The organism is Methylobacterium sp. 285MFTsu5.1, from assembly GCF_000383455.1.
Lineage (GTDB): Bacteria > Pseudomonadota > Alphaproteobacteria > Rhizobiales > Beijerinckiaceae > Methylobacterium.
In genome coordinates this window covers 537,772-557,973 of the sequence record NZ_KB911270.1, presented here as the reverse complement: position 1 = coordinate 557,973, position 20,202 = coordinate 537,772, and the positions used below count along the sequence as shown (strand labels likewise).

Annotated in this window: 18 protein-coding genes; 13 read left to right on the top strand and 5 right to left on the bottom strand. The window is 72.4% G+C overall.

Features of this window, described 5'->3' with window-relative positions; translation table 11 throughout:
• Positions 1–74: 74 nt before the first annotated feature.
• Positions 75–557, bottom strand: coding sequence for a nucleoside deaminase (locus tag H288_RS0102815; protein WP_026604608.1), 483 nt, complete (start codon positions 555–557; stop codon positions 75–77).
• A gap of 1,201 nt (positions 558–1,758) precedes the next feature.
• Here H288_RS0102815 and H288_RS0102810 point away from each other — a divergent pair.
• Entirely contained in the window at positions 1,759–2,715 is a 957-nt protein-coding gene (locus tag H288_RS0102810; protein ID WP_020091074.1) for an antibiotic biosynthesis monooxygenase, read from the top strand.
• Between the two features lie 77 nt (positions 2,716–2,792).
• The gene (locus H288_RS0102805) at positions 2,793–3,917 is read left to right on the top strand and encodes a hypothetical protein (protein ID WP_020091073.1); all 1,125 of its coding nucleotides are present in this window, start codon (positions 2,793–2,795) and stop codon (positions 3,915–3,917) included.
• 64 nt (positions 3,918–3,981) lie between these two features.
• Here the strand turns inward: H288_RS0102805 and H288_RS0102800 are convergent, their stop codons facing one another.
• A complete protein-coding gene (locus H288_RS0102800) occupies positions 3,982–4,347 on the bottom strand; it encodes a response regulator (RefSeq protein WP_020091072.1) in 366 nt (121 codons plus the stop codon).
• Positions 4,348–4,380: 33 nt separating this feature from the next.
• On the bottom strand, positions 4,381–4,662 hold the full coding sequence (locus tag H288_RS0102795; RefSeq protein WP_020091071.1) for an STAS domain-containing protein: 282 nt from the start codon (positions 4,660–4,662) through the stop codon (positions 4,381–4,383).
• Between the two features lie 319 nt (positions 4,663–4,981).
• On the opposite strand from H288_RS0102795, the gene H288_RS0102790 reads away from it, so the two are divergent.
• From H288_RS0102790 to H288_RS35005, 8 genes are all read left to right on the top strand, one after another.
• Entirely contained in the window at positions 4,982–6,229 is a 1,248-nt protein-coding gene (locus H288_RS0102790) for a methyl-accepting chemotaxis protein (protein ID WP_020091070.1), read from the top strand.
• Between the two features lie 620 nt (positions 6,230–6,849).
• Positions 6,850–8,949 carry a chemotaxis protein CheA gene (locus tag H288_RS0102785; protein WP_020091069.1) on the top strand — a complete coding sequence of 700 codons (2,100 nt, stop codon included), beginning with the start codon at positions 6,850–6,852 and terminating at the stop codon, positions 8,947–8,949.
• A gap of 98 nt (positions 8,950–9,047) precedes the next feature.
• Positions 9,048–9,458 (top strand): chemotaxis protein CheW, encoded by a 411-nt coding sequence (locus tag H288_RS0102780; RefSeq protein ID WP_234082945.1) that lies wholly within the window; start codon positions 9,048–9,050, stop codon positions 9,456–9,458.
• Positions 9,459–9,521: 63 nt separating this feature from the next.
• Positions 9,522–11,714 (top strand): methyl-accepting chemotaxis protein, encoded by a 2,193-nt coding sequence (locus H288_RS0102775; RefSeq protein ID WP_020091067.1) that lies wholly within the window; start codon positions 9,522–9,524, stop codon positions 11,712–11,714.
• Positions 11,715–11,842: 128 nt separating this feature from the next.
• A complete protein-coding gene (locus tag H288_RS0102770; RefSeq protein WP_026604606.1) occupies positions 11,843–12,316 on the top strand; it encodes a chemotaxis protein CheW in 474 nt (157 codons plus the stop codon).
• Positions 12,317–12,329: 13 nt separating this feature from the next.
• Positions 12,330–13,178 carry a CheR family methyltransferase gene (locus tag H288_RS0102765; RefSeq protein WP_020091065.1) on the top strand — a complete coding sequence of 283 codons (849 nt, stop codon included), beginning with the start codon at positions 12,330–12,332 and terminating at the stop codon, positions 13,176–13,178.
• On the top strand, positions 13,175–14,260 hold the full coding sequence (locus H288_RS0102760; protein ID WP_020091064.1) for a chemotaxis response regulator protein-glutamate methylesterase: 1,086 nt from the start codon (positions 13,175–13,177) through the stop codon (positions 14,258–14,260). The genes H288_RS0102765 and H288_RS0102760 overlap by 4 nt, the downstream gene beginning before the upstream one ends.
• 41 nt (positions 14,261–14,301) lie before the next feature.
• Positions 14,302–14,739, top strand: a complete 438-nt coding sequence (locus H288_RS35005; RefSeq protein WP_158684185.1) for a hypothetical protein — start codon at positions 14,302–14,304, stop codon at positions 14,737–14,739.
• Between the two features lie 226 nt (positions 14,740–14,965).
• Here the strand turns inward: H288_RS35005 and H288_RS0102750 are convergent, their stop codons facing one another.
• Entirely contained in the window at positions 14,966–16,225 is a 1,260-nt protein-coding gene (locus H288_RS0102750; RefSeq protein ID WP_020091062.1) for a D-amino acid dehydrogenase, read from the bottom strand.
• Between the two features lie 8 nt (positions 16,226–16,233).
• Positions 16,234–17,367, bottom strand: coding sequence for an alanine racemase (alr, locus tag H288_RS0102745; RefSeq protein WP_020091061.1), 1,134 nt, complete (start codon positions 17,365–17,367; stop codon positions 16,234–16,236).
• A gap of 147 nt (positions 17,368–17,514) precedes the next feature.
• On the opposite strand from alr, the gene H288_RS0102740 reads away from it, so the two are divergent.
• The 3 genes from H288_RS0102740 to H288_RS0102730 are packed head-to-tail and all read left to right on the top strand — an operon-like array spanning position 17,515 to position 20,127.
• Positions 17,515–17,964 (top strand): Lrp/AsnC family transcriptional regulator, encoded by a 450-nt coding sequence (locus H288_RS0102740; RefSeq protein ID WP_020091060.1) that lies wholly within the window; start codon positions 17,515–17,517, stop codon positions 17,962–17,964.
• A 13-nt stretch (positions 17,965–17,977) separates the two neighbouring features.
• Positions 17,978–19,219, top strand: a complete 1,242-nt coding sequence (locus tag H288_RS0102735) for an amidohydrolase (RefSeq protein WP_020091059.1) — start codon at positions 17,978–17,980, stop codon at positions 19,217–19,219.
• Complete coding sequence (locus H288_RS0102730) at positions 19,216–20,127, top strand: LysR family transcriptional regulator (RefSeq protein ID WP_020091058.1); 912 nt, start codon at positions 19,216–19,218, stop codon at positions 20,125–20,127. The genes H288_RS0102735 and H288_RS0102730 overlap by 4 nt, the downstream gene beginning before the upstream one ends.
• Positions 20,128–20,202 lie beyond the last annotated feature (75 nt).

Genomic DNA, 20,202 nt, shown 5'->3' with positions numbered 1-20,202 from the left:
GCGGGCGTGGAGGCCCGCTCGGGCGACGCGGCCTGAGCGGGCGGAGCAGGGCGGCCGGTCTCGCGATCCGGCCCTCAGTAGGGGACGCGGTCCGCCTTCTGGGCGTACTTCTTCCAGACCTCGACGGCCTCCGCGCGCATGATCTGCTCGGTCGGGATGGAGCGCTCGCCGACATCCTTCTTGAGCTCGGCGTAGATCATGCTGTCGTCGAAGCCGCCGTATTCCAGCGCGTCCTCGACCTGCGCCGCGTAGTAGACGTTCTTGACGCCGGCCCAGTAGGCGGCCGCCATGCACATCGGGCAGGGTTCGGCGCTGGTGTAGAGCGTCGCGTTCCGGAGCTTGAAGCTGCCCTGCGCCTTGCAGGCCTTCCGGATCGCCTCGATCTCGCCGTGCCAGGTCGGGTCGTTCTCGGCGACGACGCGGTTGGCGCCCTCGGCGATGATCTCGCCGTCCTGGACGATCACGCAGCCGAACACGCCGCCGGCACTGTCGACCAGCGACGTCTTCTCCGACAGGGCGATCGCCCGGGCCATGAACTTTTCGTGGTTGTCAGACATTGGAACCTCTGTCGTCGCGAAACGGGTCGGTTGGTCGGGACTATGAACCGCGGAGATTTCTTAATCGAGGGGCGGTCCGGATTGTTGTGTCGGACCGCACTAGACTTCGCGCGGCGTGCTTAACAACTCCGGGTCGGCCGACCGGCATTGGCTTCGGGTTGAGCGATGTCGCCGCGCGGTCCGGCCGAGCGGTGCGGGGTGTCACGGAGCGCGACCGCCGTCGAGCCGCGCGGGCAGGATCGGCGACGGGGCCGCGCGCGGATCGGGACGTTCCGCTGAAACCGTGCCTCCTGCGAACGCATGGTCGTCAGCCAGTAACGAGCGGCTACCCGCGGCTTGGCGACAGAATAGACAGGGGCGGAAGTGCCGCGTCAACGCCGGCCCGCGATCGTCGGCAGTCGAATTGTAAATATAGGGAAATGCAATAAAACGACCGTGAAGAGATGATCGATCAGGCTCTCCGGCCCGATCCGAGCAGCACATATGGCGCGTCGCGGTCACGGCGGCGGCTCCTGATCGGGACGGCGGCGCCCCGCCTGAGACGGACGGACAAGAAATAATCCGTCCCGTCATGGCAGGGCGCCCCGACCCTGCGCCCCGACCCTGCGCCCCGACCCTGCGCCCCGACCCTGCGCCCCGACCCTGCGCCACACCCGGCGCCACACCCGGCGCCACACCCTGCGCCGCGCCCGGCGACGATCGTCTCCGCCCCGTCTTTTCATTGTCGCTCCGTCCCAGCTCGGCGGGGCTCGGGCGGAGCGGGCGCCGAAAAAGTCCGGCATTCCGGGCCGCGCGCGGGGAAGATAAATATCGTGCAAGCGTTTCCGCTTAAAAGACGATCGCCGTAGAGAACGTGCTGTATTTACAATTAAAATATTCGACCTCCGCGCTGAGGTCTTGACTCCGGTCGTAGATTGCCCGCTGATACAGGCATGCAGAGCAGTGCTGCCAATGGAGTGGCGGGCGCTCGATGCAAGATCAATTTTCGGTTGTTTATCCTCGTGTTCCGCGGCGCGGCAGATCCCTGCGGGTCCGCCGCCGCCTCGGTGCCGCGGTCCACGGACCGGCCGTCCGGGTCGCCGGAGGTGGCGCCTCTCGGCACCGCCCCGGACCCGCCGGGCGGTGACCGGGCGCGGCACCGGGGGCCGCGCGAAGCCAACGCGCGAGTGCAGGCAGCCGTGCAACGGAAGCGCGTCGGTTCATGAGCGGTGCCACATCGTCCGTCAGCATCGTGACGCAGACGACCATCCGGCCGGAGAGCGCGGACGCCTTCGCCCGCTGGCAGGTCGACACCAGCGCCGTCGTCGCGGCCTTCCCGGGCTTCATCGAGCAGCAGCTGATCCCGCCGCGCCCGCCGCTGCAGGTGGACTGGGTGATCGTGCAGCGGTTCCACAGCCTGGAGCAGGCCAAGACCTGGATGGCCTCCCCCGAGCGGCAAGCCCGCATCCAGGGCGCCACGCCGATGCTCGTCGGCCGCGACGACGTCCACATCGTCAAGGACGACGCCGGCGCGGCCCGGACCTCGCCGGTCAGCGCGGTGATCAGCACCCGCGTGAAGCCCGGCATGGAGGCCGCCTACCTCCGGTGGGAGCAGAAGATCGCGGCCGCGCAGTCGCGGGCGCCCGGCATGCAGGGCTACCGGTTCGAGCCGGCCGTGCCGGGGGTGCAGGAGGACTACGTCGCGATCCTGCGCTTCGACAGCGAGGCGAACCTGCGCACCTGGATGGACTCGCCCGAGCGGCGGGCCCTGGTCGCCGAGGCGGCGCCGATGACCGCGGAATTCCACACGCGGACGGTGCAGAGCGGCTTCGAGCAGTGGTTCCGCAACGTCGCGCCGCCCGGAGAGGGCGCGCCCGCGGCGTGGAAGATGAACATGATCGTCGTGCTGACCCTCTACCCGACCGTGTTCCTGTGGGGTGTCCTGGTCGGCGCGCCGATCCTGGCCGGCATGCTGAAGGTGGATTTCCCGGTCGCCCTGTTCATCGGCAACGTGTTCAGCGTCCTGCTCACCTCGGTGATGGTGCCCTGGACGGCCAAGCGGCTGGGCTGGTGGCTGACGCCGGATCCGGCGCGGCGGACCCGGGTCAACCTGCAGGGCGCCGCGCTGCTGATCGCCGCCTACGGGCTCATGATCCTCGTGTTCTGGAAGCTGTTTTGACCGGCGGCGCGTCCGGGCGGTCGCGGCCCGCGCGGCGCCGTCGCGGGCAGGGGCCGGGCGCGGGGACAGGGCGCGCGATGCTCCGGTCGGTGTCCCGGGCGAGCCCGCGCGCGGCGGCCGGCCTGCTGATCCTGGCCTGCGGGGTCGGTCTGGCCGGGCCCGCCCGCGCCGAGCCGGCGCCCGCTCCGGCCACGGCCGCGGCCAGTTCGTCGGCCACGTCGGGGACGGGTGCGGCCGACGGGACGCCCGTCGCGGCCGCGGCCCGCGCGCGGCGCCAGGAGGCCGCCGTTGCCGTCGCGGCCGCCACCGTGATGGCGGCGCCGCCGCCGTCCTTCTTCAACTTCTCCGACACTGTGGTGAGCTACCGCTTCCAGGGACCCTCGGCGGAGCCCGGCCTCCGGGTCCAGCGTCCCGACGGCCAGTTCGTGGGGCGCGAGGTCCCCAAGACCGTCATCAACCTGTTCCACGCCAACGCGTGGGCCTACGGCACCAACCTGCTCTCCCTCGACATCCTCCGGTCCGGATCCCAGGATCCGGCCGGCAATCAGGTTGGCCGGTTCGAGGGCGTCGGCGCCACCGAGTTCTACCTGATCTACCGGGGCGTCCTGAGCCTCAACAAGGTCTTCGACACGCAGGCCCTGGCCATCCCCGGCTTCGTGAAGGATGTCGGCCTGTCGTTCGGGGCCGACGTCAACACCAAGGACACGACCTTCGATTCCGAGAAGCGCGCCGGGACCTTCGGGCTGAGCTTCGCCTTCGACGTGCCGGCCGGGTTCGTGAACCTGAAGGTCCAGGGCTACAAGGAGTTCTCCCGCAACGGCTTCGCCGGATACGGGCCGGTGCCGGGCTTCGACTACGCGCACTTCCGCAGCGTCGAGTTCAAGATGACGCCGGAATTCGAGATCACCTACACGATCCCGCTGCCGTTCACCGGGCTGCCGCTGTCGCTCGCCGGCTTCAACACGATCGTGCTGCCCAAGGGGCGCTACGGTCGATTCAACGAGAACGACACCCAGCTGGAATTCGTCTCCCAGACCAATCTCGTGCTCGATGTCGGGCAGCTCGTCGCCGGCACGCCCAACCGGGTCGAGGTCTTCGCCGGGTTCCAGTACTGGCACAACAAGTTCGGGGGCGACCCGCGGCGCACGCTCAACACCGAGGAGAAGGCGCTGATCGCCGGGGTGGCCTACCACCTGAAATGAGCCCGCCGGATCGGCGCGGTCGGGGACATGACGGGCCCTGCGAAGCGGGGCCTCGGTCGCGGCCTCAGGCGCGGACGAGCTTGCCCACGACGGCGAGCAGCTGCTCGGGCTTGAACGGCTTGGTGATCCAGCCGGTCGCCCCGGCCGCCTTCGCCTGCTGCTTGATCGCCTCGTCGGATTCGGTGCTCAGGAAGAGGATCGGCACGCCGGTGCAGCTCGGCAGCGTCCGCAGCTGCTTGATCATCTCCAGCCCGTTCATCACCGGCATGTTGAGATCGGTGATGACGAGGTTGACGCTCTCGCTCCTGGCCTTCGCGAGGCCTTCGGCGCCGTCGCCGGCCTCGATCACCGTGTGGCCGGCCGGGCCGAGCACCACCTTGATCATCTGCCGGATGCTGGGCGAATCGTCGACGGCGAGGACAGTGGCCATGACACGGATTCCGTTCTTGTGCCTGACGCGCGCCTAGAGGAGCGGCGCGCTGGGGTGTTCGATCGCGGCGCGCCGGAACGCGCTCTCGACCGCCGGGGGGACGTTGACCAGCGCGATCCCGGCGGCCCGACCCCGCGCCGTCCGGTCGGCCGCGAGCACGATCTGGACGAAGGTGACGTCCGCGCGCTCGACCGCCGCGCAGTCGAGGGTGAGGCGCGCCCCGCCGGCGAGCGCCGCCGCCAGCGTGTCCTGCAGCGCCCGGACGGTCCGGATGGTGCAGTCGGGACCGAGCGTGAGGACGGGAGCCTCGGACATGCGGGTTCGTGACCTCGACGACGGACGTGCGGGGCGACGCGCCGCCGCGCCCGAGTCAACACCGCGGCGGGTAAATTCTTCCTGAAGGTTCGGCCAATCGCGGACGGACGACGCGGCCGCGGGCTCAGCACAGGACGGATGTCTGCGCCGCCTGGAACAGTGTTGATTGGCTAATACTGTGATCTGTGCCGGTCGCTGCGGCCATCGGCCGGGCGATAACGCTTTCTTCAACGGCGTTCCTTAGCCTCGGTCGGGTGCCGACCGTGGGATTGTTGCATGACCCGCGCGCGTCGGACGACGCCGAGAGACCCGCCCGCCGATGGCCTTCCAAGTCGCCCACGACATCCTCAGGCAGGTCCCGGACCGGTTCCGCCGGCCCGGGATGCGGCCCGAGGTGGGGTCCGAGGTGGGGCTCGATGACCGGCGCGGATCGGGCGCGGCGATCCCGGCCGCCCCGCTCCCGGAGGCGGCCGCGTCGTCCAGCGAGCCCGCGCCGCCGCCCGCCGCGATCGTGGCCGAGCCGGCGCCCGCCGCGCAGGCGGCCGACCTGCTCCAGGCCTGGCTCGGCCTCTCGGCGCAGCAGCGGACGCTGCTCGACGCCCTCGTCGCCGAGCTCGGGATCGTCTCCACCGACGTGGAGGCCAACGTCCACGGCCTGTCCAACCGCTTCCAGAGCATCGCCGCCACGACCTGCGAGCAGTCGGAGATCGTCCGCGGGCTCGTCGCCTCGGTCCAGACCGTCCGGATCGACGACCGGACCCTGCAGCTCGGCGACGTCGCTGCCGGCCTCGGCGAGACGCTCACCGCCCTGATCGAGCGGATCACCCTGATGTCGTCCCGCGGGTCGACCCTCGCGCAGGGTCTGGCCGGGGTGCTCGAGGGCCTGTCGTCGGTCGAGGGGAGCGTCGCGCAGATCGAGCGGATCAACCGCCAGACCAACCTGCTCGCCCTGAACGCCAAGATCGAGGCGGCCCGGGCCGGCGCCAGCGGCGCGGCCTTCGCGGTGGTTGCCGACGAGGTGCGCGGCCTCGCCACGACGATCAACGCCCTGTCGGACGTGATCAAGCAGCAGATCGGCACCATGGCGGCCGGCCTGCGCGGCAGCCATGCCCTGCTGGGCGACATCGCGGCGATCGACATGTCCGAGGAGAGCCGGACCGCCGAGACGCGCGTCCGCATGGTGATGCGGGCGCTGGTCGAGCAGAACGCGCAGGTCGCGGGCATCCTGCAGCAGACCGCCGAGACCACGCAGGCCATCACGCAGGACGTGTCGGCGGCGATCGTGGCGATGCAGTTCCAGGACCGGGCCAAGCAGCGCATCCAGAACGTCGAGGGCCTGCTGCGCTCGGCCGGCGCGGAGCTCGGGCGGCTCGCCGACCACAGCGCGGACCGCGTCGCGGCGCCGGATGCCGCGGCCGATCCGGCCTGGATCGCGGCGGCGATCGCCGGCTGCACCCTGGGGGAGGTTCGCGCGCGCCTGACCGAGCGCCTGCTCGGGGGGGCTCCGGCCTCCGAGACGCCGGCCGACGCCGCCGCCGACGATCTGGACGGCATCGACCTGTTCTGAGCGCGCCGGCGCGCGCCGAGGGCAGCCCGTTCGGGCCCGGTCGGCGGTCGCGCCGCGGCCGGGCCTTCCCGCGCCGGACCGGCCGCGACCGGCCCCGTTCCCGGTTCCAGTCCCATCGCGATCCGCGCGCCGCCCGCAGGGACCTGCCGCGGCCCGCATCCGCGCGGCTGCGCGCCGGTGGACGTCGATGTTCGTCCACGCCCGTCCACGCCCGTCCGCGTCCGTCCACGTCCGACTGAGTCCATCGACGTTCGTCGACGCGCCGTGATGGCCGGAGCCGTGCCGCACCGCGCGCCCGAGATCCTGTGATCCGCGTCTCACACGATCGCAGTATCCGACAATCAAATTCTTCGAAACCGATGTGGATATACTTCCTGTTCAGGATTCAAATCTGTTCGTTAACCGAAAATTTCTGGTCCGATTATATACAACCCACGAAGTCAGGCGGCGGCTTCGCGTCGTGTCCCGTCACCGCGCGGTCGCCGCGCGCCGGGACAGTCTGTTCGACTGCTTGATCGCGAAAGACGCGGCCGGTCTCCGGTATCGGCGCGTCCGTTCGCGCTCAGGATCGGGCGGTTGGTTCTGTATCTGCGTTCTGTGTCCGGGGGTCCGTTCGTCCCATGACTGCTCTCGATCCCGCGGAGATCTTCCGCGCCGAGGCCGCCGAGCTGCTCGCCCGCCTGGAGACGACGCTGCTCGACCTCGGCGACCGGCCCGAGGACCGGGCCCTGATCGACACGGCCTTCCGGGCCCTGCACACCATCAAGGGCTCGGGCGCCATGTTCGGCTTCGAGCAGGTCGCCGCCTTCACCCACGATTTCGAGACCGCCTTCGACCGCGTCCGGCGCGGCGAGGTCCCGGTCGGCCGCGACCTCGTCAACGTCTCCCTCTCGGCCAAGGACTACATCCGCGGCCTCATCGAGGAGCCCGAGGCGAGCGCCCCGATCATCGGCGAGGCCATCCTGGCCGAACTCGAGCAGCTGCTCGGCGCCGCGTCCCGCCCGGCCGCCCCGTCCGCGCTCCTCCCGGAGCCGGCCGCCGAGCGCGCTGCGGCGGGGGAGGGCGGCTGGCAGATCGGCATCGCGTTCGCGCCCGAGATCCTCCGCAACGGGACCAATCCCCTGGCGCTCCTCGACGAGCTGCGCGACCTCGGCGCCTGCACGATCGTGCCGCGCCTCGACGCGCTGCCCGAGCTGCCGGCCCTCGACCCCGAGAGCCTCGCCATCGGCTGGGACGTCACGCTGCGCGCGGCCGTGCCCCGCGAGGCGATCGAGGACGTCTTCCTGTTCGTCCGGGACGAGATGACCCTGACGCTCGTCCCGGTCTCGGCCGCGCCACCGGACGCGGCGCCCGAGCCGGCCGAGGCCGCACCGTCGCCGTCGGGGCCGCCGTCGAGGCCGCCGTCGGGGCTGCCGTCCGGCGCGGTTCCGGCCGCCGATCTCGCCGGCCGCGGGTCCGGCGAGACCGGACCGGCCGGGCCGGGGGCGGTCGAGCCCGCGGGCCGGGCCGCCGAGCGCGTCCCGGCCCGGCGGGCCGAGGAGCGGCCGGCCAGCAGCGTCCGGGTCGAGGCCGAGCGGCTCGACGAGCTGATGGACCGGGTCGGCGAGCTGGTCATCGCCCAGGCGCGGCTCAGCCAGCTCGCCGGCCTGCATGCCGATCCCGGCCTCAAGGCCATCGCCGAGGAGATCGAGCGCCTGTCCGCGCGGCTGCGCGACACCACGATGAGCATCCGCATGGTCGCCATCGGCGCCCTGTTCGGCCGCTTCCGCCGCCTCGTCCACGACCTCTCGCGCGATCTCGGCAAGCCGGTCGAGTTCGTCACCGCCGGCGAGGAGACCGAGCTCGACAAGACCGTGATCGAGCGCCTGGCCGACCCGCTCGTCCACCTGATCCGCAACGCGATCGACCACGGCATCGAGGCGCCCGAGCGCCGCGCGGCCGGCGGCAAGGCCGCCACCGGGCGGATCACGCTCACCGCCGAGCATGTCGGCGCGCAGGTGCTGGTGAGCGTGCGCGACGACGGCGCCGGGCTCGACGCGGCCCGCATCCGCGCCAAGGCCGAGGAGAAGGGCCTGTGCGCGCCGGGCGCGGTGCTCACCGACCAGCAGATCTACCAGTTCCTGTTCGCGCCGGGCTTCTCGACCGCGCAGGAGATCTCGGCCCTGTCGGGGCGCGGGGTCGGCATGGACGTCGTCAAGAAGACGATCGAGAGCCTGCGCGGCACGATCGACATCGCGACCGAGCCGGGCGGCGGCACCTGCGTGGCGCTGCGCCTGCCGCTGACGCTGGCGATCATCGAGGGGCTGCTGATCCGGGTGGGGGAGGGACGCTACGTCATCCCGCTGGCCGCGGTGGAGGAATGCGTCGAGCTGCCCGCCAGCGAGCGCGGCGGCCGCGGGCGGGACTTCCTCAACATCCGCGGCGCGCTGGTGCCGTTCCTGCGGCTGCGCAGCCTGTTCGGGGCCGCGGGCGAGCCGGACCTGCACCAGAAGGTGATCGTGGTGGCCGCCGGTGAGGCGCGGGTCGGCCTGGTGGCGGACCAGATCATCGGCAACCACCAGACCGTCATCAAGTCGCTGTCGAAGCTGCACGCGGACGTGGCGACCTTCTCCGGGGCGACGATCCTGGGTGACGGCACGGCCGCGCTGATCATCGATGTCGGCCGCCTCGTGAGCGGCGGGCGCGCCGAGGGCGTGCGCGAGTACCAGGAGGTGGCGTGATGAGCGGCGGCGTGGCGCGCGGAGTCGTCGAGCCCGGCCCGCAGGCGGCCGCCGACGGCGGCCAGCGGGACGGTCGGCAGGGCGGCCAGCAGGTGGTGATGTTCCGGATCGGCTCGGAGAGCTTCGCGCTGGAGGCCGGGATGGTGCGCGAGATCATCGATCCGATCCCGGCGACGCGGGTGGCGGGGGCGCGCCCGCATATCGATCGGATCGTGAACGTGCGCGGCAACGTCGTGCCTCTGGCCGACATCCGCGAGCGGTTCGGGATGCCGGCGGCGTCGGCGAGCCCGGACACGCGCTTCCTCGTCCTGGAGGTGCCGGTAGCGGGCGACCCCGTGGTCGTCGCGCTGGTGGCCGACAAGGTGTTCGCGGTCACGGAGGTCGATCCGGCGCAGTGCGAGGCGGTGCCGCCCGTCGGCACGACCTGGCGCCCGGAGTACATCCGCTCGATCGTCAAGGCGGGGGACGAATTCATCATCGTCCCCGAGCTCGAGCAGATCCTCGACTGAAGTCTTTCCGAAGTCTTTCTGAAGTCCTGTCAGAATCTCGTGTTTGCGTAGGGGTAAAGGGCGATGCGTTTCTCGATCAAGGCCAAGCTCGGGGTGGGCTTCGGCGCGATCCTCGTTCTCCTGGGGACGGCCAGCGGGGTCGGCTACCAGAGGCTCACGGCCGCCGACGCGACGATGAAGTACGTCCTGAGCCGCGCCGAGATCCAGAAGCAGGTTCTCGAGGGCAAGGCGCACGCCATCCGCAGCGCGTTCAACGTCCGCGGAGCCCTGATCAGCCCGGACGAGACGCAGATGACGGAGTTCGCCAAGCGCTCGGCGACCAACCACGGTGACGCCATGGCGTCCCTGGCCAAGGTGAAGACTCTGCTCATGACCGACGAGGGCAGGAGGCTCTACGAGGACCTGTCGGCCAAGTACGAGAAGCAGAACGCGCTGGGGAACCGGGCTCTGGAGCTGACCCGCGACAATTCCAACGGGAAGACCTGGGCCGAGATCAATGCGGCGGGTCGCCCGGCGCTGGCCGCCCTGCGCACGGACCTCGACGCCCTGATCAACACGGCGACCGACGCCCAGAGCCCCGCCGGAGAGCGGCTCGCCCGGGTCGCCGCGGTGTTCAAGAGCCGGGTCGAGCGGGCCTGGGGGCAGCTGACCTCGGCCACCGGGACCACGAGCGTCGAGGCGCTCCAGCAGCGCGTGGCCCTCGCCAAGCAGTCGCGCGAGGAGATTAACCGGTCGGTGGACGAGCTCGCGGCGGCGTCCCAGGCGGCGGGAATCGCCGTGACGGCTGTCCGCGAGCGGTTCGGAACCTGGGCGTCCTCCTTCCAGCGGGCGCTCGCCCTTGTCGAGATCGGCAGCTCGGTGAAGGCGGCAGAAGTCGCCTCGGGCGAGTACGCCACGGTGAGCACGACCGCGATCAACGCGTTCGAGGCGCTGGCGGATCGGCAGAAGCGGTTCATGGACGACGCCGCGGCCCAGGCCACCGCGGAATCCGCCCAGGGTCAGACGATCCTGCTGAGCGTGGCGGCGGCCGCGCTCCTCATGGGCCTCGGCATCGCGACCTGGCTCGCGCTGTCGATCTCCCGCGGCCTCGGCCGTGCCGTCTCGCTCGCCGACGCGGTGTCGATGGGCGACCTGAGCCAGACCGCGACGGTCACGACCAACGACGAGCTCGGCGACCTCGTCGGCGCCATGGGCCGCATGACCGAGAACCTGAACGCGACCGCGGCGCTCGCCAACGCGATCGCCCAGGGCGACCTCACCGTGGAGGCCCGGCCGCTCTCCGACAAGGACACGATGGGCCTCGCCCTGCAGACCATGCTGTCGAAGCTGCGCACCGTCGTGGCCGAGGCGACCGCGGCGGCCGGCAACGTCTCGGCGGGGTCCCAGGAGCTCTCGGCCTCGGCCGAGCAGCTGTCGCAGGGTTCGACCGAGCAGGCCTCGTCGACCGAGGAAGCCTCGGCCTCCATGGAGGAGATGGCCGCCAACGTGAAGCAGAACGCCGAGAACGCCAGCCAGACCGAGACGATCGCCCGGCAATCGGCCCAGGACGCCGAGGCGAGCGGAATCGCCGTCGGCCGCGCCGTCGAGGCCATGCAGACTATCGCCCAGAAGATCACCATCGTGCAGGAGATCGCCCGCCAGACCGACCTGCTGGCGCTCAACGCCGCCGTGGAGGCGGCCCGGGCCGGTGAGCACGGTCGCGGGTTCGCGGTGGTCGCCAGCGAGGTGCGCAAGCTCGCCGAGCGCAGCCAGGCGGCCGCGGCCGAGATCGGCACGCTCTCGTCCGACACCGTCAAGGCCGCCCAGCAGGCCGGCGACATGCTCGGCAAGCTCGTGCCCGACATCAAGAAGACCGCCAGCCTGGTCGAGGAGATCACCGCCGCCTGCCGCGAGCAGGATGTCGGCTCGGGCCAGATCAACCAGGCGATCCAGCAGCTCGACAAGGTGACCCAGCAGAACGCCAGCGCCTCCGAGCAGGTCTCGGCCACCTCCGAGGAGCTGGCCACCCAGGCCGAGAAGCTGCAGGCGACGATCGCCTACTTCCGGATCACCGAAGCGGCCGCGCCGGTGGCCGGTGTCGACCAGGCGGTGACGCGGCTGCGCGCGACCGCGGCGCGGATGGGCACGCCCTCGGCGGCGATCCGCTCCCCGAGCCCGAAGCGGGCGGGCGCGCGCGGCCCGGCCGGGGGCGGCGGCTTCGCCCTCGACATGGGCGAGGGCGACGCGCAGGACGCCGCCTTCACCCGGGTCGCCTGACACCTCGCCCGAGGCCCGGATCCGCGCGGTGCCCGTGCCCGCGCGGATCCCGCCGCCGTCGTCAGCCGCCGTCGTCAGCCGTCGTCGCGAGCCGCCGTCGCGCGCCGCGCTCCAGCCGGAGACCCTGCATGTCCAGTGTGTGGCAGTACCTGACCCTCGGCCTCGGCGCCGAGACCTTCGGGATCGACGTCGAGCACGTCCACGAGATCCTCGACTACCGGGTCCCGGCCGCGCTGCCGCAGGCGCCGGCCTTCCTGCTCGGCATGATCGACGTGCGCGGGCAGAGCTACCCGGTGGTGGACCTGCGGACCAAGCTCGGCCTGCCGCCGGTGGCGCGCACGCCGGCCACCCGGATCATCCTGCTCAACGTGCCGATGCCCGGCCGGGCGCTGCGGGTCGGGTTCGTGGCCGACCGGGTGATCGAGGTGACCGAGCTCGACCGGGCCGAGATGGAGGCGGCGCCCGAGGTCGGCGGGCGCTGGAACGCCCGCTACATCGCGGGGATCGGCCGCCGGGGCGAGGCCTTCGTGGTGGTGTTCGACCTCGTCGCGCTCATGGACGGCGACGGCCCGGCCCTGGTCGCGACCCCGCAGGCCGCCTGAAGGATCCGCCACCATGGAGGCCGATCCGGGTCACCTGAGCGACCGGCATTTCCGCTCGGTCGCCGACCTCGTCCAGCAGCATGCCGGCATCCAGCTCCCGCCGGCCAAGCGCACCATGGTCGAGGGGCGGCTGCGCAAGCGCATGCGCGCCCTCGATCTCCCGACCCTGGAGGCCTACGGCCGCCACCTGTTCGAGGCCGGCCACCTCGCGGACGAGTTCCCGCACCTCGTCGACTGCGTGACGACGAACAAGACCGACTTCTTCCGCGAGCCCGCGCATTTCGACCTGCTGCGCGAGACGATCGTGCCGCGGCTGGCGGCGCGGGGCGACCGGCCGCTGCTCAAGGTCTGGAGCGCGGCGGCCTCGACCGGTGCCGAGGCCTACACGCTGGCGATGGTCCTGCACGACATGGCCGCCGACCGGTTCCGCTACGCCATCCTCGGGACCGACATCTCCTCGGAGGTCCTCGACCGTGCCCGGACGGCGATCTACCCGGCCGAGATGCTGGACGCCGTGCCGGCGGACCTGCGCCGCCGCTACGTGATGGTCGCGCGCGATCCGGCCCGGCGCGAGGGGCGGATCGTGCCGGAGCTGCGCGCCCGGGTGCGGTTCCAGCGGCTCAACCTGATGGACGAGACCTACCCGATCGACCGGGACGTCGACCTCATCTTCTGCCGCAACGTGCTGATCTACTTCGACAAGCCGACCCAGAGGGCGGTGGTCGCGCGCCTGGCCGGGCACCTGCGCCCCGGCGGCTACCTGATCGTCGGCCATTCCGAATCCATGGCGGGCGTCGGCGTGGCCGGCCTCGACCAGATCTCCTCGACCGTCTTCGGCAAGCTGCGGGAATCCGGCCGGTGAGCGCGTCCAGACCGATCCGCGTCCTGATCGTCGACGACTCGGCCTCCGTCCGCCAGACGCTGTGCAGCATCCTGGGGACGGCGCCCGACATCGAGATCCTGGGCACCGCCGCCGATCCGTTCATCGCGGCGCGCCGCATCCAGGAGGAGATCCCGGACGTCATCATCCTCGATCTCGAGATGCCGCGCATGGACGGCCTGACCTTCCTGCGCAAGATCATGGCGCAGAAGCCGCTCCCGGTGATCGTCTGCTCGACCCTGACCGAGGCCGGGTCCCGGATCCTGTTCGAGGTGCTGGAGGCGGGCGCCGTCGACGTGCTGCCGAAACCGCGCGTCGACACCCGCCAGTTCCTGCTCGAGTCCACGGTCCGGGTCTGCGACGCGGTCCGGGCCGCCGCCCGGGCCAAGCTGCGCGGGAGCCGGCCGTCCCGGCCGCTGGTGGAGGCGAAGCTCTCGGCCGACGTCGTCCTGCCGCCGCCCGTGCCCGGGCGCGTCGTGGCCGGGACCGACCGGATCGTCTGCATCGGCGCGTCGACGGGCGGCACGGAGGCGCTGCGCGACGTGCTCGAGGTGCTGCCCGCCGAGTCCCCCGGTCTCGTCATCGTGCAGCACATGCCGGAGCATTTCACGGCGGCGTTCGCCAAGCGCCTGAACGGCCTCTGCGCGATCGCCGTCAAGGAGGCGGAGGACGGCGATCCCGTGGTGCGGGGCCGTGCCCTGATCGCCCCGGGCGGGCGGCACCTCATGGTCGAGCGCCGGGGCGGCAGCTACGCGGTGTCGGTGAAGGACGGTCCCCTCGTCGCGCGCCACCGCCCGTCGGTCGACGTCCTGTTCCGGTCGGCCGCCCGGGCCGCGGCCGCGAACGCGCTCGGCATCCTGCTGACCGGCATGGGCGACGACGGCGCCAACGGCCTGCTGGAGATGCGCCGCGCCGGGGCGCAGACGGTCGCCCAGGACGAGGCGAGCTGCGTCGTGTTCGGGATGCCCAAGGAGGCGATCGACCGCGGTGCGGCCGCCAAGATCCTGCCGCTGGAGCAGATGCACCTGGAGATCCGGCGCTTCGGCCTGCCCGCGGCGCGCTGAGGCCGGGGCGAGCGCCGGGGCCGGGTTCAGGACTGGTCGCGTTGCCCGGGCTGCGCCTCGGCCTTCGCCCGGCGTCCGCGCGCGCGGCTGGATGGTTGCGCCGCGCCGCGCCGCGTCCCGCGGGGGCCAGCCTTTACCGGCCTGGCTCCGGGAAGCCCCACGCTCCCGCCCCGCCGCGCGCCGCGCTGGGCGACCTGACCGGGACGGTCACCCTCGTCCCGGGGTCCAGAATCCAGCAGGTCCTGAACACCGGGCGGATGCTCGGGCACGCGGAACAGGCGGGCCAGCCCGTCGGCGACGCCCCGGAGAACGGCATCGGCCTGCTCGTGATCGTCCTGGCCCTGTACGACGATGAAACTCATCTGCGCACCCGGATGGTTCGTTCAGGTCCTCAACTCGACACGTTGCGAAGGGTTGCCTGGGCCTGTCGGAAGTCATCCGACGATTATGCGAATCCGCACGTCATGAACGTCATGTAATCAACCGGTGGTCGTATATAGGTGAATAATGAATGATTGTGCCCGGTGGTGACGGCGACTCGCCACGATTCCCGGAGTCTTGCTCAACGCACGGTCGGATCGCGTTCGGGGCGATACCGGGCAGAGTTGTGCTGGTGCGCCACGGCACGCGCTGCGCAGCGCGACGGCGGTTCAGTGACCGGGCGACGGGGAGTCGGACCGGTCAGGGCCGATCCGGCCGGCCGGCTCACGCGGCGTAGCGGTCGAGGGCCAGATCGTCGCTCGCGATCTCCGGCGCCCGTCCGGACACGAGGTCGGCGAGCAGGCGGCCCGATCCGCAGGCCATCGTCCAGCCCAGCGTGCCGTGACCGGTGTTGGTGAACAGGTTCCCGACCCGCGTGCCCCCGACGATCGGCGTGCCGTCCGGCGTCATCGGCCGCAGGCCGGTCCAGAACGCGGCTCGGTCGAGGTCGCCGCCGGCCGGGAACAGGTCCTGCACCGAGCGCGCGAGGGTCTCGCGGCGCGGCAGGCGCAGGGCGCTGCTGAACCCGGCGAGCTCGGCGGTGCCGCCGACGCGGATGCGGTCGCCGAGCCGGGTGATCGCGACCTTGTAGGTCTCGTCCATCACCGTCGAGACCGGCGCGGCCGCCGGATCGGTGATGGGGAGCGTGAGCGAGTAGCCCTTCACCGGGTAGACCGGCAGGGCGATCCCGAGGGGGCGCAGCAGGGCCGGCGTGTAGCTGCCCAGCGCCGCCACGTAGGCATCCGCCCGCAGGAGGTCGCCGTCGGCGGTCTCGACCGCCGTCACCCGGTCCCCGGCGTGATGCAGGCGCGCGATCGCCGTGCGGTAGCGGAAGGTGACGCCGAGGCCCTCGCAGATCGCGGCGAGGCGCTGCGTGAACAGGTGCGCGTCGCCGGTCTCGTCGCCCGGCAGCCGCAGGCCGCCGACGAAGACGCCGCGCATGGCGGCGAGCGCCGGCTCGGCACTGACGCAGCCGGCCGGGTCCAGCACCGTGTAGGGCACGCCGTAGGCGTCGAGGACGCGGGTGTCGTCGCCGACATGGTCGAGCTGCTTCTGCGTCCGGAAGAGCTGGAGCGTGCCCTTCTCCCGGTGGTCGTAGGCGATGCCGGTCTCGGTGCGCAGGTCGCGCAGCGCGTCGCGGCTGTACTCGGCGAGCCGGACCATGCGGCCCTTGTTCCGCTGGTAGGCCTCCTCGGTGCAGTTCGCGAGCATGCGCGTGAGCCACGCGTAGAGGCGGGGCTCGAGCCGCGGCCACAGCACCAGGGGGCGGTGCCGCATCATCAGCCACTTGAGCGCCTTCACGGGGATCCCGGGCGCCGCCCAGGGGGCCGAGTAGCCGGGCGAGACCTGCCCGGCATTGGCGAAACTGGTCTCCAGGCCGGAGCCCGGCTGGCGCTCCAGCACGGTGACCTGATGGCCGGCCCGGGCGAGGTAGTAGGCCGAGGTGACGCCGACGACGCCGCCGCCGAGGATGAGGACGTGCATGGCGGGCCTCAGGCTCCGAGATAGACGCGGTGGAAGCGGTGGCCGAGGCTGGTCAGGACCTCGTAGCCGATCGTGCCGGCCGCCGCGGCGACGGCGTCGACGTCGCGCTCCGGCCCGACGATGTCGACGAGCGCCCCCGGCCCGAGGGTGCCGGGCGCCACGTCGGTGACGTCGAGGACGAGGCTGTCCATCGAGACGCGCCCGACCACGGGCAGCCGGGCGCCGCCGAACCACGCCGCGCCGCCCGCCGTGCTGCGGAAGAACCCGTCCGCGTAGCCGATCGCGACCGTGGCGAGGCGGCTGTCCCTGTCGACTCGGGCCGCGTGGCCGTACCCGACCGGCGTCCCCGCCGGGACGCCGCGCGTCTGCATCACCCGGGCCCGCAGCCCGATCACCGGCCGCATCGGGTTCTCCGCACCCTCCTGCGGGGCGATCCCGTAGAGGGCGGCGCCGGGGCGCACGAGGTCGAAGTGGAAGTCCGGACCGAGGAAGATCCCCGACGAGGCCGCGAGGCTCGCCGGCACCGTCGGCAGGCGCCGCCGGACCGCCCGGAAGACGGAGAGCTGCGCCGCGTTGACCGGGCTGTCCGGCTCGCCCGCGCAGGCGAGGTGGCTCATCACCAGCCGCAGGTCGAGGCCCGCGAGGGCGTCCGGCCGGTCGAGGAGCGCGCCGACCTCGTCCGGAGCGAGGCCGAAGCGGGCCATGCCGGTATCGACCTGGAGGATCGCCGGCAGGCGCCGCGCGCGCCGCCGGGCCAGGCCCTGCCAGCCGCTGAGCTGGGACAGGTCGTTGAGGACGGGCACGAGGTCGTGGTCCGCGCAGGTCGCCTCGCTGCCCGGGGCGGCGCCGTTGAGCACGGCGATCGCCGCCCCGGGCCCGAGGATGGACCGGAGGGCGACGCCCTCGCCGACCTGGGCGACGAAGAAGTGCCGGCAGCCCGCGGCGGCCAGGACCGGCGCGACCCGGTCGGCGCCGAGGCCGTAGGCGTCCGCCTTGACGACGGCCGCGCAGGCGGCCGTCCCGGCTCGCGCGGCGAGCAGGCGGTAATTCTCCGCGATGGCCGCGAGATCGATCGTGAGGAGGGCGGAGGCCGTCCCGGCCGGGCCCGCATCGGGCCGGAGCTCGCGGTCGATCATGCTCATGGCGGCCCTCGGAGCGGCGCTCGGATGCAGTGCCAAAAGGCTACACGAAGGATCGTCGAACGAGCGTGCATCCTGTCGAAGAGATTTGAATTTCGAGCTTGGCCGTGGAAATATCTGCGGCCAGTTCGAAGATCCTGCGAGGCGCGCGTGGACGCGATCGACCGCCGCATCATCCAGGCCCTGCGCGGCGACGGCCGGATCAGCAACGCGGATCTCGCCGCGGCGGTCGGCCTGTCGGCGTCCGCCTGCCATCGCCGCGTGCGGCTGCTGGAGGAATCCGGAATCATCCGGGGCTACACCGCGCTGATCGGCGGCGCGGTCGACGGGCCGGGCCTCGTGGTCCTCACGCAGTTCACCCTGGACCGCCAGACCGAGGACTATCTCAACCGGTTCGAGGCGGCCGTCCGGCGCTGTCCCGAGGTGCAGGACTGCTATCTGATGACCGGGACGGCCGATTACCTCGTGAAGCTCAAGGTGATCGACGCGGCCGACTACGAGCGGCTGCACAAGGATGTCCTGTCGCGGCTGCCGGGGGTCGCCCGGCTGCAGTCGAGCTTCGCGATCCGGACCGTCGTGGCCGCCGGCCGGCCGCTCTGAAGGAAGCCCCGCCATGACGCCGAGCACCGAACCGCGCTGGGACGCCTCCTGCGACCTGCGCCTCCACGACGCCGCGCTCGCCGAGGGAAGCCGGGCGACGATCGACATCCGGGGCGACCGCGTGGCGGCGCTGCGGGATCCCGGCGCGCCGCTCCCGCCCGCCGGCCGCACGATCGATCTCGGCGGCGCCCTGGTGCTGCCGGGCCTGTCGGACGGGCACGTCCACCTCGACAAGTGCCTGCTCGGCCTGCCGTGGCGCCCGCACGCGGCGGCGGGGTCCGTCCGCGCGATCATCGACGACGAGAAGGCGTTCCGCCGCGCCACGCGGATCCCGCTCGCCGAGCAGGGCGCCGAGGCGCTGCTCGAACGCCTGCTCCGCGGCGGCACGACGAGCCTGCGGACCCATGTCGACGTCGACGACGTCACGCGGCTCGACCACCTCGCCCAGATCCTCGACCTGCGGGCGCGCTGGGCCGACCGCCTGCAGATCCAGATCGTCGCCTTCCCGCAGAGCGGGATCCTGGGCTGCCCGCCGGTCGCCGACGACCTGGACGCGGCCCTGCGGATGGGCGCGGACCTCGTCGGCGGCCTCGATCCCGTCGGCATCGACGGAGACCGCGACGGTCACCTCGACATCGTCTTCGCCCTGGCCGAGCGGCACGGGCGGGGCATCGACATCCATCTCCACGAGGGCGGCGCGGCCGGACTCGCCACGATCGCGGCGATCGCGGCCCGGACAGCGGCGGCCGGGCTCGGCGGGCAGGTCACGATCAGCCACGCCTTCGCCCTCGCGGAGGCCGACGACCTGGAACTCGGCCGGATCGCCGAGGCCCTGAACCGGGCCGGCGTCGCGATCCTCAGCAGCGTGCCGGGCGGGGCCCGATGCCCGCCGATCCCGCGGCTGCGCGAACTCGGCGTCCCGGTCTGCCTCGGCACCGACAACGTCCGCGACTGCTGGAACCCCGCCACGGTCACCGGCATGGTCGCCCGCGCCCAGCTCGCCGCCTACCGGTTCGACCTGCGCACCGACGCGGACCTCGCGGCGTTGCTGGCGCCGATCACCGCCGTCCCGGCGCGGGTGCTGGGCCTCGGTCCGGGCGCGGTGGCGCCCGGCGCGCGGGCCGACCTGATCGCCTTCGCGGCCGGCGGCGTGCCGCAGGTGATCGTGGAGCGCCAGGAGCCCGTGCTGGTCGTGGCGCGGGGCGCCGTCGCGGTCGACCGGCGCGGCGCGGCCGCCGGGGACCCGCCGCCGTGAACGACCGCGCGCTGCGCTACCTGCTGGCCGTCGTGCGCGCGGGCTCGGTCCGGGCGGCCGCCGATGTCCTGAACGTCGCCGCCTCGGCGGTGAGCCGGCAGATCATCGAGCTGGAGGCGCAGGTCGGCGAGACCCTGCTCGAGCGCCTGCCCCGGGGCGTGGTCCCCACCGAGGCCGGCCGCCTCGTCGCCGAGCACGCGCAGCGGCAGGCCGACGAGGCGGCCCTGCTGGAGGACCAGCTGAAGCGCCTGCGCGGGGTGCAGCGGGGCACGGTCAGCCTGCGCTGCGGCGCCGGCTTCCTGATCGACCTCCTCGACAACGCCCTGGCCGGCTTCGCCCAGGACCATCCGGGCATCGCCTATCAGGTCGAGATCGGCACGACCGACGGGATCCTGGCGGCGATCGCCCGGGGGGACGCGGATATCGGCCTCGTCTACAACCCGCCCGCGCACCCGGACGTCCGCGGGATCGTCTCCGCCCGGCAGCCGCTCCTCGCCGTCCTGCCGATGGGGCATCCCCTCGCCGACGGGGCGGCGCCGGTCCCGCTGCGCAGCTTCGCCACCGAGCCCGCCGCCCTCCTGCCCCCCGACCACGGGGTCCGGCAGCTGATCGGCCGCGTCGAGGCCGACGGCGGATTCCGGCTGGTGCCGCGGCTGGAGACGGCGTCCTTCGAGTTGCACCGCCGCTTCGTGATGGCCGCCATGGGCGTCGCGTTCCTGCCCCGCTTCGTGGTCGCGGCCGAGCTGCGCGACGGCCTCCTCGCGGCTTTGCCGCTGCGCGACGCCATCCTGTCGGAGGCGAGCGCCCACCTCGTCGTCCGCGCGGGGCGGCGCCTGCCGGAGGGCGCGGCGCGGCTGCTCGGCTGGCTGGCCGACCACATGGTGGCGTTCCGGCCGCCGCCGGCGTGACGCGAGCGTGCGGATTTTCCGCACGCTTCGTGCAGAAATCGGTTGTTGTCGCAACGCTCGTTTGCCGGAACTATC

Excerpts from the sequence above, each read along its gene's own strand:
- H288_RS0102810 (WP_020091074.1), top strand. The coding sequence starts at position 1,759 with ATGAGCGGTGCCACATCGTCCGTCAGCATCGTGACGCAGACGACCATC.
- H288_RS0102780 (WP_234082945.1), top strand. The coding sequence starts at position 9,048 with ATGTTCCGGATCGGCTCGGAGAGCTTCGCGCTGGAGGCCGGGATGGTG.
- H288_RS0102805 (WP_020091073.1), top strand. The coding sequence starts at position 2,793 with ATGCTCCGGTCGGTGTCCCGGGCGAGCCCGCGCGCGGCGGCCGGCCTG.
- H288_RS0102775 (WP_020091067.1), top strand. The coding sequence starts at position 9,522 with ATGCGTTTCTCGATCAAGGCCAAGCTCGGGGTGGGCTTCGGCGCGATC.
- H288_RS0102815 (WP_026604608.1), bottom strand. The coding sequence starts at position 557 with ATGTCTGACAACCACGAAAAGTTCATGGCCCGGGCGATCGCCCTGTCG.
- H288_RS0102795 (WP_020091071.1), bottom strand. The coding sequence starts at position 4,662 with ATGTCCGAGGCTCCCGTCCTCACGCTCGGTCCCGACTGCACCATCCGG.
- alr (WP_020091061.1), bottom strand. The coding sequence starts at position 17,367 with ATGAGCATGATCGACCGCGAGCTCCGGCCCGATGCGGGCCCGGCCGGG.
- H288_RS0102770 (WP_026604606.1), top strand. The coding sequence starts at position 11,843 with ATGTCCAGTGTGTGGCAGTACCTGACCCTCGGCCTCGGCGCCGAGACC.
- H288_RS0102735 (WP_020091059.1), top strand. The coding sequence starts at position 17,978 with ATGACGCCGAGCACCGAACCGCGCTGGGACGCCTCCTGCGACCTGCGC.
- H288_RS0102785 (WP_020091069.1), top strand. The coding sequence starts at position 6,850 with ATGACTGCTCTCGATCCCGCGGAGATCTTCCGCGCCGAGGCCGCCGAG.
- H288_RS0102800 (WP_020091072.1), bottom strand. The coding sequence starts at position 4,347 with ATGGCCACTGTCCTCGCCGTCGACGATTCGCCCAGCATCCGGCAGATG.
- H288_RS0102765 (WP_020091065.1), top strand. The coding sequence starts at position 12,330 with ATGGAGGCCGATCCGGGTCACCTGAGCGACCGGCATTTCCGCTCGGTC.
- H288_RS0102790 (WP_020091070.1), top strand. The coding sequence starts at position 4,982 with ATGGCCTTCCAAGTCGCCCACGACATCCTCAGGCAGGTCCCGGACCGG.
- H288_RS0102750 (WP_020091062.1), bottom strand. The coding sequence starts at position 16,225 with ATGCACGTCCTCATCCTCGGCGGCGGCGTCGTCGGCGTCACCTCGGCC.